This window comes from Pseudomonas sp. HN2 (assembly GCF_020736465.1).
GTDB lineage: Bacteria > Pseudomonadota > Gammaproteobacteria > Pseudomonadales > Pseudomonadaceae > Aquipseudomonas > Aquipseudomonas moraviensis_A.
The window spans coordinates 4343982-4358659 of the sequence record NZ_CP085885.1 but is presented as its reverse complement, the minus strand read 5'-3'; the positions used below and the strand labels follow the sequence as shown (position 1 = coordinate 4358659).

Annotated in this window: 16 protein-coding genes; 11 read left to right on the top strand and 5 right to left on the bottom strand. The window is 61.8% G+C overall.

The features are described from left to right. Window positions 1–144: 144 nt before the first annotated feature. From LIS66_RS19215 to LIS66_RS19200, 4 genes are all read left to right on the top strand, one after another. The gene (locus LIS66_RS19215) at window positions 145–858 is read left to right on the top strand and encodes a GntR family transcriptional regulator (RefSeq protein WP_042610713.1); all 714 of its coding nucleotides are present in this window, start codon (window positions 145–147) and stop codon (window positions 856–858) included. Beyond that, the gene (locus LIS66_RS19210) at window positions 855–1853 is read left to right on the top strand and encodes an ADP-ribosylglycohydrolase family protein (protein ID WP_042610714.1); all 999 of its coding nucleotides are present in this window, start codon (window positions 855–857) and stop codon (window positions 1851–1853) included. Before LIS66_RS19215 ends, LIS66_RS19210 begins: the two co-directional genes overlap by 4 nt. A gap of 202 nt (window positions 1854–2055) precedes the next feature. Next, the gene (locus LIS66_RS19205; protein ID WP_042610715.1) at window positions 2056–3522 is read left to right on the top strand and encodes a purine-cytosine permease family protein; all 1467 of its coding nucleotides are present in this window, start codon (window positions 2056–2058) and stop codon (window positions 3520–3522) included. Continuing rightward, window positions 3515–4444, top strand: a complete 930-nt coding sequence (locus tag LIS66_RS19200) for a PfkB family carbohydrate kinase (RefSeq protein WP_227972821.1) — start codon at window positions 3515–3517, stop codon at window positions 4442–4444. Before LIS66_RS19205 ends, LIS66_RS19200 begins: the two co-directional genes overlap by 8 nt. A gap of 105 nt (window positions 4445–4549) precedes the next feature. Here the strand turns inward: LIS66_RS19200 and LIS66_RS19195 are convergent, their stop codons facing one another. From LIS66_RS19195 to LIS66_RS19180, 4 genes are all read right to left on the bottom strand, one after another. Then, window positions 4550–4930 (bottom strand): Rho termination factor N-terminal domain-containing protein, encoded by a 381-nt coding sequence (locus LIS66_RS19195; RefSeq protein ID WP_064361470.1) that lies wholly within the window; start codon window positions 4928–4930, stop codon window positions 4550–4552. 104 nt (window positions 4931–5034) lie between these two features. Beyond that, window positions 5035–5289 (bottom strand): hypothetical protein, encoded by a 255-nt coding sequence (locus tag LIS66_RS19190; protein WP_041479421.1) that lies wholly within the window; start codon window positions 5287–5289, stop codon window positions 5035–5037. Between the two features lie 44 nt (window positions 5290–5333). Next, the gene (locus tag LIS66_RS19185; protein WP_042610718.1) at window positions 5334–5678 is read right to left on the bottom strand and encodes a hypothetical protein; all 345 of its coding nucleotides are present in this window, start codon (window positions 5676–5678) and stop codon (window positions 5334–5336) included. Between the two features lie 107 nt (window positions 5679–5785). Next, entirely contained in the window at window positions 5786–6439 is a 654-nt protein-coding gene (locus LIS66_RS19180; RefSeq protein WP_116658880.1) for an HD domain-containing protein, read from the bottom strand. A gap of 225 nt (window positions 6440–6664) precedes the next feature. Here LIS66_RS19180 and LIS66_RS19175 point away from each other — a divergent pair, with 225 nt between their 5' ends. The 6 genes from LIS66_RS19175 to LIS66_RS19150 all read left to right on the top strand — a co-directional run bounded on the left by LIS66_RS19175 (window position 6665) and on the right by LIS66_RS19150 (window position 12508). After that, on the top strand, window positions 6665–7147 hold the full coding sequence (locus LIS66_RS19175; RefSeq protein WP_042610720.1) for a GNAT family N-acetyltransferase: 483 nt from the start codon (window positions 6665–6667) through the stop codon (window positions 7145–7147). Between the two features lie 173 nt (window positions 7148–7320). Further along, window positions 7321–8310 (top strand): 2-dehydro-3-deoxygalactonokinase, encoded by a 990-nt coding sequence (locus LIS66_RS19170; RefSeq protein WP_227972820.1) that lies wholly within the window; start codon window positions 7321–7323, stop codon window positions 8308–8310. Window positions 8311–8329: 19 nt separating this feature from the next. After that, entirely contained in the window at window positions 8330–8950 is a 621-nt protein-coding gene (locus tag LIS66_RS19165) for a 2-dehydro-3-deoxy-6-phosphogalactonate aldolase (RefSeq protein WP_227972819.1), read from the top strand. A 62-nt stretch (window positions 8951–9012) separates the two neighbouring features. Further along, window positions 9013–10161 carry a galactonate dehydratase gene (dgoD, locus tag LIS66_RS19160; protein ID WP_016770960.1) on the top strand — a complete coding sequence of 383 codons (1149 nt, stop codon included), beginning with the start codon at window positions 9013–9015 and terminating at the stop codon, window positions 10159–10161. Between the two features lie 171 nt (window positions 10162–10332). After that, window positions 10333–11643 (top strand): MFS transporter, encoded by a 1311-nt coding sequence (locus LIS66_RS19155; RefSeq protein WP_227972818.1) that lies wholly within the window; start codon window positions 10333–10335, stop codon window positions 11641–11643. Between the two features lie 61 nt (window positions 11644–11704). Continuing rightward, window positions 11705–12508 carry an IclR family transcriptional regulator gene (locus tag LIS66_RS19150; protein ID WP_227974537.1) on the top strand — a complete coding sequence of 268 codons (804 nt, stop codon included), beginning with the start codon at window positions 11705–11707 and terminating at the stop codon, window positions 12506–12508. Between the two features lie 11 nt (window positions 12509–12519). Here LIS66_RS19150 and LIS66_RS19145 read toward each other — a convergent pair whose 3' ends face one another. Then, on the bottom strand, window positions 12520–13572 hold the full coding sequence (locus LIS66_RS19145; RefSeq protein ID WP_039760107.1) for an NAD(P)-dependent alcohol dehydrogenase: 1053 nt from the start codon (window positions 13570–13572) through the stop codon (window positions 12520–12522). Window positions 13573–13763: 191 nt separating this feature from the next. Here LIS66_RS19145 and LIS66_RS19140 point away from each other — a divergent pair, with 191 nt between their 5' ends. Next, window positions 13764–14654: an AraC family transcriptional regulator gene (locus tag LIS66_RS19140; RefSeq protein WP_016770956.1), complete on the top strand. Its 891-nt coding sequence runs from the start codon at window positions 13764–13766 to the stop codon at window positions 14652–14654. Window positions 14655–14678 lie beyond the last annotated feature (24 nt).

Sequence of the window (14678 nt, the reverse complement as noted above, 5' to 3'; positions counted from 1 at the left end):
GGCATACCTCTTGAGCATCCCCCATTCAGTCCCCTCTCCCTCCGGGAGAGGGCTAGGGTGAGGGTGCTTTTGACTTTCAACCTTCTGTCTCTTCCCCGAGATTTTCCTTGCTCGCCCGCACCCGTTTCGGTTATCAATTTGTACATGATTAGACAGGTACGATTCGACAAGAAACAAAGGGTGGTCGACGAGCTCGTCCGACGCATCGAAAGCGGCCTCATGGAGGACGGCTTTCTGTTGCCCGGCGAACATCAGTTGGCTCAAGAATTCCAGGTCAGCCGTGGCACCTTGCGTGAGGCGCTGGCCGAGCTGAAGCGGCGCAAGTACATCGCCACGCAAAGTGGGGTCGGTTCGATCGTGACCTTCGACGGTGTCGCGCTGGATCAGCGCAGCGGCTGGGCGCAGGCGCTGGCCGACAGCGGGGCGCTGATCAACACCGAAGTGTTGCGCCTCGAAGCCGTAACCCGACCTGATCTGCTGGTGCGTTTCGGCACCGATCAATTCATCACCCTCGACCGTCGCCGGCGCGCCACCGACGGTACGCTGGTGTCTCTGGAACGTGCATTGATGCCGGCCAACGGCGGCTTGGAAAGCCTGCCGCGTGTCGGTCTGATCGACAATTCCCTGACCATCACCCTGGCCGCCTACGGGTACATCGGCGAACGCGGCGATCAGTGGATCGGCGCCGAGCCGCTGAGTGCCGAAGACGCCGAGTTGCTCGGTCGCCCGGCCGGCACGGTGTTCCTCAAGGCGCTGCGCACCACCTACGACCGACAGAACCGTTTCATGGAGCAGGTCGAAAGTCTGCTCGATCCCGTGCACTTTCGTCTGCACCTGCAATTTGGAGAATCGAAATGACCGCGCTCAACCGTGCGCTCGGCGCTTTCTACGGTCTGGCCCTGGGTGATGCGCTGGGCATGCCGACGCAGTCGCTCGATCGTGAAACGATAAAAGCGCGCTTCGGACAGATCACCGATCTGCAGGATGCCGGTCCCTTGCAACCGATCGCTGCGAACATGCCCAAGGGCTCAATCACCGATGACACCGAACAGGCGATTCTGGTTGGCGAGTTGCTGGTCGAAGGTCAGGGCCGGATCGAACCCGCCGTGCTTGCCCAGCGCTTGATCGAATGGGAAGCACAGATGCAGGCCAAAGGCTCACAGGACTTGCTCGGCCCGTCGACCAAACGCGCCATCGAAATGATCCTCGCCGGGCATTCCCCGGAAGAAGCCGGGCGCTACGGCACTACCAACGGCGCGGCGATGCGCATCACCCCGGTGGGAATAGCTGCGAACGTGGCCGATCCGCAGCGCTTCATTGCGGCGGTGGTGCAAGCCTGTCAGGTGACCCACAACACCACGTTGGGGATTTCCAGCGCGGCGGCGGTGGCGGCGGTGGTCTCGGCCGGGATCAATGGCGTCGATCTGGGCGAGGCGCTGAACCTCGGCCAGCAGATTGCCCAGCAAGCCGAAGTCCACGGGCACTGGGTCGCCGGTGGGCGCATCGCCTCACGGATCAGTTGGGCGCGCAGCATCAGTGTCGACAGTGACAAAACACTGCTCGCCGATCTGCTCTATGACGTGATCGGTACATCGGTGGCGTCGCAGGAGTCGGTGGTGGTTTCATTCGCGTTGGCGCAACAAGTGGCCATTGGCGAGATGAGCGCTTTTGACGCGGTGTGCATGGCCGCCAGCCTGGGTGGCGACACCGATACCATCGCGGCGATTCTCGGTGCCATGCTCGGGGCCTGCCTGGGGCTTGAGTGCTGGCCGGTACAGATGATCGAGACGGTGAAAGCGGTTAATCAACTCGAGCTCGAGCCATTGGTGCAGGGGCTTTTGGCCTTGCGTTGACTGGCTGGCCTCTTCGCGAGCAGGCTCGCTCCCACAATTGGAATGCATTTCCTTGTGGGAGCGAGCCTGCTCGCGAAAGGGGCGGCGCATTTCTAAAGAATTCACACAGCAATGGATCGCACAGACAGGCCTCGGAAGGCCGGTTGTCTTGTCGTTTTGCATCATTGCCACAACCACAAAAAAGGCAAACAGGAGCATCTTCATGAGTTCATCAACCGCCGGGCAAAGCGTCGGGCAACTGGAAACCCGCGGCATCGAGCCGGTGCCGGAAGCCGAGTGCAACGGTCATCCGCTGCAGCTGTTCTGGGTCTGGTTTGCCGCCAATATTTCCATTCTCGGCCTGCCGCTGGGCGCCACGCTGGTGGCGTTTCGCGGGCTGGCGATCTGGCAGGCGATCATCGTCGCGATCCTCGGTGCCGCCGGTTCGTTTGCGGTGGTCGGCATCATTTCGATTGCCGGACGTCGTGGCCGCGCGCCGAGCCTGACGCTGTCGCGGGCGATCTTCGGCGTACGCGGCAACATCGGCCCGACGCTGGTTTCGCTGATGTCGCGTCTGGGTTGGGAAACCGTCAACACCACCACCGCGGCGTTCGTACTGCTGTCGCTGTGTTCGATCCTGTTCGGCTCGCCGGTCGAGGCGAAAAGCGCGCCGGTACTGACGCTGATCTTTATCGCCATCTTCGTCCTGCTGACGTTGGCGGTGTCCGGCCTCGGCCACGCGACACTGCTGGTGATCCAGAAGTGGGCGACCTACGTGTTCGGCGCGCTGAACATTCTCGTCGGCGGCTTCCTCTGCGCGACCATCGACTGGAGTGCGGTGTTCAACGCCACGCCGGCGCCGCTGAGCGCGATGATCATCGGTATCGGCACCATGGCTGCCGGCACCGGCATCGGCTGGGCCAACGCCGGCGCCGACATGTCGCGCTATCAGCACCGCAGCGTCAAGGCTGTGCGTCTGGTAGCGTCGGCGGCATTCGGCGCGGGCATTCCGCTGGTGCTGCTGATCACCCTCGGCGGCTTGCTCTCGGTGGGCAACAATGACCTGGCTTCGGCGACTGACCCGATCGTGGCGATCCGCGACATGCTGCCCACCTGGATGGCCGTGCCGTACCTGATCACCGCGTTCGGCGGCCTGCTGCTGTCGAACAACCTGTCGGTGTACTCGGCCGGCCTGACCACGCTGACGCTGGGCCTCAAGGTCAAACGCGTCTACGCGGTGGTGGTCGACATCGTCGCGATCTTCGCCGGCTCGATCTACTTCATGCTGATCGCCGACAGTTTCTACGGCCCGTTCATCACCTTCATTTCCCTGCTGGCGGTGCCGATCACTGCGTGGGTGGGGATCTTCGTGGTCGACCTGATTCACCGTCACTACTACAGCCCCAAAGACCTGCTCGACGTCAGCCCGAGCAGCGCCTACTGGTATCGCGGCGGCATCGAGTGGCGCGCGTTCGGCGCCTGGGCGATCGCCATCGTGCTCGGCTTCAGCTTCACCACCATCGGCACCACGGCGGAAAACGTCTGGTTCAAGGGCTTTCTGTCCGACTCCTGGCTGGGCCACAACGGCCTCGGCTGGATCGTGACCTTCGTCGTCGCCGGTGGCCTTTACCTGATACTCGGCGGCGCGAAAGATCGCCGCGCCGCGCAACCCGAGAATGCTCATGCCTAAGATGTTGCACACCGGCCAGGTCATCATCGATCTGGTCATGGCCGTGGATAAATTGCCGCAGATTGGCGGCGACGTACTGGCGCAGTCGGCGGGATTCGAAGCCGGTGGCGGTTTCAACGTGATGGCGGCGGCGGTGCGTAACGGCTTGCCGGTGGTCTATCTCGGTCGCCATGGTAGCGGGCGCTTCGGCGATCTGGCACGCCAAGCGATGCAGGCGGAAGGTATCTGCATTGGCATCCGTGAACCGGCCGAGCGCGACACCGGGTTGTGTGTGGCGCTGACCGATGCCTCGGCCGAACGCAGTTTTATTTCCTACATCGGCGCCGAAGGCGAGGTGACCGCGGAGGATTTGAACAGCGTGCCGGCCGAGGCCGGTGATTACGTTTACCTGAGTGGTTACAGCCTGCTGCACGAGGGCAAGGCGCAGGCGTTGCTCGACTGGACACTGGCGCTGCCGGGATCGGTCAACGTGGTGTTCGACCCGGGACCGCTGGTGGAATCGCCGGACGCGCCGATGATGCAAGCGTTGCTGCCGCGCATCGATGTGTGGACCAGCAACAGTGTCGAGGCGCTGCGCTTTACCGGTGCTGATGAGATTGGCGCGGCAATGGATCGTCTGGCGAAATTTTTGCCTGGAGATGTGCTGATGGTGGTGCGCGACGGGCCGCAGGGTTGCTGGATTCAACAGCGTGGCGAGCGTCGTCAAGTGCCGGGATTTGCTGTGAAAGCGCTGGACAGTAATGGCGCCGGCGATGCCCATGCCGGGGTGTTTGTTGCCGGATTGGCGCAGGGATTGGATGCGTGGGAATCGGCGCGGCGGGCAAATGCGGCAGCGGCACTGGCGGTGACGCGCTGGGGGCCGGCGACATCGCCGGGGGCCGCTGAGGTTGATGAGTTTATCCGCGAGTCCTGTGGCGACTGATCCACGGCCATCGCGAGCAGGCTCACTCCTACAGGGGAACGCATTCCAAGTGTAGGAGTGAGCCTGCTCGCGATAGGGCCATCAAACACGCTAAAGATTCTCGGCTCAGCCCGCTTTGCGCAATGCCTCGATCAACTCCTGCTTGCGCATCGACGAGCGCCCCGGAATATTCTTCGCCCGGGCTTCCTTCATCAGGCTGTCGACAGTCTGGGTGTCCTTCGAAGTTTCGCTGTTACGCGAGTGCCCCTTGCGACTGGCCACCGCGCGGCGCGATGACTCTTTGCGTTCTTGCGACTTGGCGCTCGCAGGCTTTTTGCGCCCTGAACCGCCGGACTTCTCACCGCCGCCGGATTGTTTATTCACCGTCGCCCAGGCGCGCGCCTCGGCTTCATCTTTCGACACGCCCTTTTTCTCGTAGCTGTCTTCGATGTGCTCGGCTTTGCGCTTCTGTTCGGTGGTGTATTTGTCTTTGCTTCCACGAGGCATGGGATTTCTCCTTGCGTCAGGATGTGGTGCGTTGCGCCGAGGGCTGCGAATCTCTCGAGACGAATCACACGTCCGAAATCGAAAGTCCGCAGCCCCAACCAGCGTCAGCTATCGAGTTTCTTCGCCGCTTCAACCCCGGCTGAACTGAGCTTGATCGGCAGGTTCAGCGAGTGTTCGCCCGCTTCACTGCATGTCACATGACCGTGGTGAATCAGCCCGCGATCCTGCAGGGCGGCGAGGGCGCTGGCCACGACTTTCTCGCCCCGGTAATTGTCCAGCACCTCCTTGCCCAGACCATTGGGATGCGCGTGGAGCAGACGGGTGAGGACTTCTTTTTCCAGGTCTTTGTCGACGTTCATGGTTACCTCTTCATGGGAGTGAATAGGGCGCTCGCGTCGGCGAACTACTGACCGGCACCTTCGGAACCGGAGCCACCGGTGGTGGTTTTCGAGCCGACACCCGGGCCGGCATTGTCAGGCGTGGCGGCCGGGGAGTCTGGGGTGTTCATGCCGCCCTGACGTCCAGGATCGCTGCCCTGAGTGCGCGGGTCGGTACCGGTGGCCGGTGGCTGATTGATCAGCGGCACACCGGAGCCATCGGTGTTCACACCGGGAGCACTGTTGATGGCGGGCGCACGTGGCGGGGTCGGATCGGTAGGGCCAGTGCCTGCTGCCGTGGACGAGGCGGCGAACACCGCAGGGCAGAGCAGGGCGCTGAAGACAAGAGCGGTCAACCTTGACGAGATCATAGGGCTTCTCCAGTGATTGGAATCCATACACTTGGTTGGTCAGCCCTGGTGTCGGATTGGTGCCTGATGATCGACGAACGGTCTTCACCGAGGTACGTCTTTGCTGTTCAGGCGATGCCGATCTCTTCCTTGAACTGCTCCATGAAATCCTTCAGACGGTGATGACGAATCTGTGCCAGACGCTGGCCGGTCGCGGTCTGAAAGCCGTCGGCCAGATGCAGCAGTTTGGTCTGGAAATGATCGAGGCAAAAACGTCTGTCGTCGTATTCGCGTTCATGCGCTTCGGGATCTTGCGGATCGTACAGTGCCGAGCCCATGCGCCCGGCCACGTAGAAGGTTCGAGCAACGCCGAGCATGCCCAGCGAGTCGAGACGATCAGCGTCCTGGACGATTTTCGCTTCGAGTGTCAGTGGGGTGATGTTGGCGGAAAAACTGTGGGCTTCGATGGCGTGGGCGACGTTGCTGATTTTCTCGCGGGGCCAGTTTTTTTCCTGCAGCACCGATGAAGCCTTGTCCGCGGCAAGACGTGAAGCCTGCGAGCGCAGAGCTGAGTTTTTCTCGACCGCGACGCAATCGTGCAGCAGCACGGCCGCAAGCAGCACCTCGAGATCGCCGCCTTCGGTTTCATGCAAGGTGCGTGCGTTGTGCCAGACCCGTTGCAGGTGAGCGAGGTCGTGGGCGCCGTCGTCCGAGGGTTCCAGTGCGTGCCGAATCAGCGCTGAAGCCAATGTTTCCATCGGCGCGAAACAGTTAACGGTCATAAGCATCCTTTCAGAATGTGCGGTATCAGCTGTCGGAGCGAGCCTGCTCGCGAAGACATTATGTCAGTTGACTCGAGGCTGACTGGAAGGACGCTTTCGCGAGCAGGCTCGGTCCCACTGGGGCAGCAGTGTTCACCAAATTGGGCAGGTCAGGATGTTTTGCCATGTGACGAGCGCCGCTGCGCGCCTTAGTATGGCGCTTTAATTTGCACACAAGGCCCGTCCATGACGATCGAAATCCGCCCGGCGACCCCCAGCGATGCGCCGCAAATCCTCGCCTTCATCACCGAACTGGCAGATTTCGAGAAGGCCCGTCACGAAGTCATCGCCAGCGTCGCCGACATCGAACGCAGCCTGTTCGGCGACGGCGCCACCGCCCACGGCCTGATCTGCCTGCGCGACGGCTTGCCGATCGGTTTCGCGGTGTTCTTCTTCAGTTACTCGACCTGGCTGGGCAGCAACTGCCTGTACCTCGAAGACCTCTACATCACCCCGGAACAACGCGGCGGCGGCGCCGGTAAAACCCTGCTGCGCCACCTGGCGAAAATCGCCTGCGCCAACGACTGCGGCCGCTTCGAATGGAGTGTGCTGGAGTGGAACACCCCGGCCATCGAATTCTACAAATCCCTCGGCGCGCAACCGCAGGAGGAGTGGGTGCGGTATCGCATGGATGGCAAGGTGTTGCGCGAGTTCGCCGAAGGAAACTGAATTTCTTAAGTAAATCGCAGCCTTTGGCAGATTCTGCTCACTCGGCAGGAACTGCTGCGATCTTTTTTTGCTTTCATCCCAAAATATGGGATTGATATTTATATATTGAGATTTTAGCTCGCCCGGGTTTATAGTCCGTCGCACTCACTGCCAAAAACAAAACAGGTGAAGCGATGCAGGCGCAATTGATCGCGCTCGATTGGGGGACAACCTCATTACGTGCTTACAAACTCGCGGCGGACGGTGTGGTGCTGGAGCAGCGTGCGCTGTCGTCCGGGATCATGCAGTTGCACAAGACTCCGCGAATCATCCACGGTCGTGAATGCGCCGATGGTTTTGAACTGGCCTTCGACGAAGCCTGCGGTGACTGGCTCGACGCGCAGCCGGATCTGCCGGTGATCGCTTGCGGTATGGTCGGCAGTGCCCAGGGCTGGCGCGAAGCGGCTTACTGCGAGACGCCGGCCGACGTCGCCCATCTCGGAAATTCCCTACAGACCGTTATCAGTCTTCGCGGCACGCCAGTGCATATCGTCCCGGGCGTGATCCAGCGTTCGCGGCTGCCGAATGTGATGCGCGGCGAAGAAACCCAAGTCCTCGGCGTGCTGCAAAGTCTGCCGGCCGAGGCGGGTAACGATCTGTTGATCGGCCTGCCCGGCAGCCACTCGAAATGGGTGGAAGTGGTCGATGGCCGCATCACGCATTTCGACACCTTCATGACTGGCGAAGTCTTCGCCGTACTCAGCGAACACAGCATTCTTGGCCGTACCCAACAGCCGAGCCCGATCTTCGACGCACAGGCATTTGACCGTGGCGTGCAGATCGCGCTGTCGGCGGATGCCGAGCTCGGTGTGCTCTCGACCCTGTTCAGCGCCCGTACCCTCGGCCTCACTGGTGAACTGAGCCCGAGCGCTCAAGCGGATTATCTGTCCGGTCTGATGATCGGCCACGAGTTGGCCGCGCTCGCCAATGTGCAGCGGCGCCGGCGCAATCAAGCGAATCTTCCAGCGATCGTGCTCATCGGCAATGCGCAATTGTGCACGCGCTATCAACGCGCGCTCGATGCCTGCGGCTTTGCTCGGGTGACGCTGGCCGAGCAGGCGACCGAGCGTGGCCTGTGGCAACTGGCGCGTGCCGCCGGGCTAATCGATTCCTCATCCCGTTAACCCTGACTGGAGGCCTGACATGCTCAAGCAAGCACTGGCACAAAACGGTCTGATCGCGATTCTGCGTGGCCTGCAACCGCAGGAAGCGGCGGCTGTCGGAGAAGTCCTTTATTCCGCCGGATTTCGCGTCATCGAAGTACCGCTCAATTCCCCATCGCCGTACGACAGTATCCGCATTCTGCGTGATGCGCTGCCCGCCGATTGCCTGATCGGTGCCGGCACGGTGCTCACCCCCGAGCAGGTCGAGCAGGTCAAAGCTGCTGGCGGACAAGTGATCGTTATGCCCCACAGCGATGCCAAGGTGTTGCGCGCGGCGAAAGCGGCGGGGCTGTACCTGTCGCCGGGCGTGGCGACGCCGACCGAAGCCTTCGCCGCGCTGGCCGAGGGTGCGGACATTCTCAAGCTGTTCCCGGCCGAGCAGATGGGGCCGGCAGTCGTCAAAGCCTGGCTTGCGGTGTTGCCGGCCGGCACGGTGCTGGCGCCGGTCGGCGGCATTACCCCGGACAACATGCAGGACTTTATCGACGCTGGCGTGAAAGGTTTCGGCCTCGGTTCCGGCCTGTTCAAACCGGGCATGACGCCCGAGCAGGTGGCGGTCAATGCCAAGGCCTACGTGGCTGCCTGGAAAGCCCTGCGTTAAAGACGTTTTGGCGCTGTGTGCGCTGCATCTAATAAAAGCTGCATTTACAAAAGAGAGCAGAGATGAAAATCACCAAACTCACGACCTTCATCGTTCCGCCGCGCTGGTGCTTCCTCAAGGTCGAAACCGACGAGGGCGTGACCGGTTGGGGCGAGCCTGTGGTCGAAGGGCGCGCGCACACGGTCGCCGCTGCGGTGGAAGAATTGTCCGACTACCTGATCGGTAAAGACCCACGCAATATCGAAGACATCTGGACCGTGCTCTATCGCGGCGGCTTCTACCGCGGCGGCGCGATCCACATGAGTGCGCTGGCCGGTATCGATCAGGCCCTGTGGGACATCAAGGGCAAGGCCCTCGGCGTCTCGGTCAGCGACCTGCTCGGTGGCCAGGTGCGCGACAAGATCCGTGTCTACTCGTGGATCGGCGGCGACCGCCCGGCCGACACCGCGCGTGCGGCGAAAGAGGCGGTGAGCCGTGGTTTCACTGCGGTGAAAATGAACGGCACCGAAGAGCTGCAGTTCCTCGACACGTTCGAAAAAGTCGATCTCGCCTTGGCCAACGTTGCCGCCGTGCGTGACGCGGTCGGGCCGAACGTCGGCATCGGCGTCGACTTCCATGGCCGCGTGCACAAGCCGATGGCCAAGGTGCTGATGAAGGAACTCGACCCTTACAAACTGATGTTCATCGAAGAACCGGTACTCAGCGAAAACTACGAAGCGCTGAAAGAACTGGCGCCGCTGACCAGCACACCGATTGCCCTCGGCGAGCGGCTGTTCTCGCGCTGGGATTTTAAACGGGTGTTGAGCGAAGGCTACGTCGACATCATCCAGCCGGACGCGTCCCATGCCGGCGGCATCACCGAAACCCGCAAGATCGCCAACATGGCCGAAGCCTACGACGTCGCGCTGGCCCTGCATTGCCCGTTGGGGCCGATTGCGCTGGCGGCGTGTTTGCAACTCGACGCGGCTTGTTACAACGCGTTTATCCAGGAGCAGAGCCTGGGCATCCATTACAACGAGAGCAATGACTTGCTCGACTATGTGAAGGACCCGCGGGTGTTCGACTACGATCAGGGCTTCGTGAAAATTCCGAACGGCCCGGGGCTGGGCATCGAGATCAACGAGGAATACGTGATCGAACGCGCCGCCGTCGGCCACCGCTGGCGCAACCCGATCTGGCGCCATGCCGATGGCAGCTTTGCCGAGTGGTAAGTCGTCTGCGAAACACCACAATCCCAATGTAGGAGTGAGCCTGCTCGCGATTCGGTTTTACATCCGGAATGTTTGTGACTGACAGAACGCTATCGCGAGCAGGCTCACTCCTACAGGGATTTGTGCAAGGCCTCAGGCCGACCTCAATAAACATAAAAAGAGGCTCTCCTCATGCAAACGCACACCCTCTCCGGGCAGGCGTCTTTAGTCACGCCCAGCCGCAAGCGGTTTTTCATCATGGTGTTGCTGTTCATCACCGTGGTCATCAACTACCTCGACCGCAGTAACCTGTCGATTGCCGCACCGGCGCTGACCAGTGAGCTGGGCATCGATCCGGTACACGTCGGGCTGATCTTCTCCGCTTTCGGCTGGACTTATGCCGCGATGCAGATCCCCGGCGGCTGGCTGGTCGATCGCGTGCCGCCTCGGATCCTTTATAGCGTCGCGCTGCTGCTGTGGTCGGTGGCCACGGTGATGCTCGGTTTCGTCAGCAGCTTCATCGCACTGTTCGTGCTGCGCATGGCCGTCGGTGCACTGGAAGCGCCGGCCTATCCGATCAACAGCCGCGTGGTCACCACCTGGTTTCCCGAGCGCGAACGCGCCACGGCGATCGGTTTCTACACCTCCGGGCAGTTCGTCGGCCTGGCCTTCCTGACGCCAGTGCTGGCGTGGCTGCAACATGAATTCGGTTGGCACATGGTGTTCGTCGCCACCGGCGCCGTGGGTATTCTGTGGGCGCTGATCTGGTACGCGGTGTATCGCGAGCCGCGCGATTTCAAAGGCGCCAATGAGGCGGAAATCGATCTGATCCGCGAGGGTGGCGGGCTGGTCGATATCCAGGCTGACGCGGCCAAGGTCAAAGCCAGATTCAGCTGGACCGATCTGGGCATCGTCCTCAGCAAACGCAAGTTGTGGGGCATCTACCTCGGCCAGTTCTGCCTGAACTCGACCCTGTGGTTTTTCCTCACCTGGTTCCCGACCTACCTGGTGAAATATCGCGGCATGGACTTCATCAAGTCCGGCCTGCTCGCGTCGCTGCCGTTTCTCGCCGCGTTCGTGGGAGTGTTGTGTTCGGGATTCTTTTCCGACTTCCTCATTCGCCGTGGCTACACCGTGGGCTTCGCGCGCAAGTTGCCGATCATTGGCGGGCTGCTGATTTCGACCTCGATCATCGGCGCCAACTTCGTCGAGTCGACATCGCTGGTGATCGCCTTCCTGGCCCTGGCATTTTTCGGCAATGGTCTGGCGTCGATCACCTGGTCGCTGGTGTCGACGCTGGCGCCGGCGCGTTTGCTCGGCTTGACCGGCGGCGTGTTCAACTTCATCGGCAACCTCTCGGCGATCGCGACGCCAATCGTGATCGGCTTCCTCGCCAGCGGCGATTCGTTCGCGCCGGCGATTACCTATATCGCCGTGCTCGCACTGGTCGGTGCCCTGTCCTACGTGCTGCTGGTGGGCAAGGTCGAGCGTATCGAGTTGTAGTGCTCTGCGTCGGGCGACCATAATGCCGCCCGTTCCTTCGCTCAACGGTAAAAGGCTGGATATGCAGGAAAACGCCCCGGAAAAAACCAAGGACGCCGCGCCCACCGGCACCCAGACGCTGTTGCGCGGCCTCGGTGTAGTCCAAGCGGTGGCCAGCGGCGCACGTGATCTCAAGGAGATCGCCCGGCTGATCGGCACCACGCGCAGCACCACCCATCGGCTGGCCAGTTGCCTGGTCGACGAGCGTTATCTGCGCGTGGTGCCGCAAATCGGTTATCTGCTTGGGCCGAAACTGATCGAACTGGGCTTTCAGGCCCGCGAAGAGTTGCCGCTGGTGACCCTGGCCGGGCCGTATCTGGACGAGTTGTCGGCGCTGACCGGCGATACCGTGCATCTGGGCATTCGCGAAGGCGACGAGGTGTTGTATCTGCTGAAGAATCCTGGGCGCAACGGCCCGGAAATGCGCTCTCGGGTCGGCCATCGCATGCCGCTGGTGCGCACCGGGATCGGCAAGGCATTGATGCTCGATGACTCGCCGCAGGATTGGCGGCGGCTGTATGACATCAGCCTTCCGGCGGGTGGCAAAAGTCAGTTCTGGCCGCAGCATCCCCAGCAGTCGTGGGAACAGCTGGAGCAGCGCATGGGCGAATACGTCACTGGTGGCTACGCCTTCGATCTGGAAGACAACGAACCGTCGATCCGCTGTGTGGCGGCGCCGATTCGCGATGCGAGCAAGGGCATTGTCGCGGCGATCAGCATCGCCAGCACTGTGCCGTACATGCCGCTGGAAAAAATGGCCGAGTTGATCCCCCTGCTCAAAGGGGTCACAACCCGGCTGTCGGCGGAGCTTGGCTTGAAGGTGTAAGCCGTGAAGGTTTAAGCCTTCAGCGTCGCCATGTCGATGACGAAACGGTACTTCACGTCACCGGCAATCATCCGCGCGTAGGCTTCGTTGATATTGCGGATGTCGAGCATTTCGATGTCGCAGGTGATGTTGTGCTCGGCGCAGAAATCCAGCACCTCCTGGGTTTCGGCGATACCGCCGATCAGCGAGCCGGCCAGTACGCGACGGCTCATCACCAGTTTGCCGGCGTGGACCGGCGGGTTCACCGGCTCGATCAGACCGACCAGAATGTGCACGCCATCGAAGCGCAAGGTGTCGAGGTACGGGTTGAGGTCGTGCTGGACCGGAATGGTGTCGAGCAGAAAGTCGAAATAACCGGCCGCGGCCTTCATCTGTTCGGCGTCGGTGGAGACAATGACGTGATCGGCACCCTGACGGCGACCTTCTTCAGCCTTGCTCGCCGAGCGGGTAAACAGCGTGACTTCCGCGCCCATGGCCTTGGCGAACTTGATGCCCATGTGACCGAGGCCACCCATGCCGAGAATCCCGACCTTGTCACCGGCCTTGACGCCGTAGTGCTTGAGCGGCGAGTAGGTGGTGATGCCGGCGCAGAGAATCGGTGCGGCGCTGGCCAGCGCCAGGCGTTCCGGGATGCGCACGACAAAGTGTTCGCTGACCACGATGCTGTCCGAATAACCGCCCATGGTGTTGCTGCCATCGACCCGGTCCGGGGTGGCGTAGGTCATGGTCGGGCCTTCGAGGCAATATTGCTCGAGGTTCGCCTGGCACGCTTCGCAACTGCGGCAGGAGTCGACCATGCATCCGACGCCAACCAGATCGCCTACTTTGTGACGGGTGACATTCGCACCGACAGCGGTGACTTTTCCGACGATCTCATGGCCGGGCATCAGCGGATAAACGGCGATGCCCCATTCGTTGCGCGCCTGATGGATGTCGGAGTGGCAGACGCCGCAGTAGAGAATTTCGATCGCCACGTCGTCCGCGCGCGGGCTGCGGCGTTCGAATTTCATCGGGGCGAGGGGAGTGGTGGCCGATTGGGCGGCATAGCCGATGGCGGTGTACATGAGTGACCTCGCAAAAACAGTGACAAGTGAGGCGGTGAATTCTGGGCGCCAGGCGCGGGTGCGGCCATGACGATTTCTCCGGGTCTCATGCCTAATCCTCCGGGATGCGGGTTGCGGCAGTCGTATTGGCCAGCAGATCTGCGATGATGTTTTCATCCCCTTTTCCCTGATTTTTTACGAAGACCTATTCGATGCAGTTGACCCGTCATCTTGATGCCAATGCCCGGCTGGTTTCGCTGATCGAACCGCTGGCGCTGCGCGATGGCTACAGCCAGACCGGCCTGCCCGGTGTGCAGATCCTGCGCGCCAGTTGCGACGTCGCCCGTGGCCCGCACATTTACGAGCCGAGCCTGATGATCATCGCCCAGGGCAGCAAACTGGCGTTTCTCGGCCCACGGACGATGGAATATGGCGCCGGGCATTACCTGATCCAGGCGCTGCCGGTGCCGTTCGAATGCGAAACCTTTGCCTTGCCCGATGCGCCGTTGCTTGGGGTCTCGGTGGCGATTGATCGCGTACTGCTCGGCGAACTGGTGCTGGCCATGGGGCTGGCGCCGGGGCGGCATATTCCGGCGCAGACACCGGAGTCGATGACCTCGGTGGTGCTCGATGACGGCATGCGCGGTTGCGTCGAACGCCTGCTCAGCTGTCTGCACGATCCGCTGGAATGCCAGATTCTCGGCCCGGCGCGGGTTCGCGAATTATTGTTCGTCGCGCTGCGCGGGCCGCAAGCGGATGTGTTGCGCGCGCTGGTCGAGCAACAAGGGCAATTCGCCCGGGTGGCGGCTTCGATCAGCCATCTGCATGCGCACTACACCGAGCCGCTGAATGTCGAGACCCTCGCCGGTTGCGCGAACATGAGCGTGTCGACCTTCCACGAGCATTTCAAACGCAGCACGTTGTTGTCGCCGGTGCAGTATCTCAAGCGTTTGCGCTTGTTGAAGGCGCAGACGCTGCTGGTGGCGGAAGGGCTGGGTGTGGCACAGGTGGCGCATCGGGTGGGGTATCAGAGCACGTCGCAGTTCAGCCGCGAGTACAAGCGCTACTTCGAACGTAGCCCGGGCGATGAGCGCGCTGCTTGAGCCGATGGAGATCCCCTGTAGGAG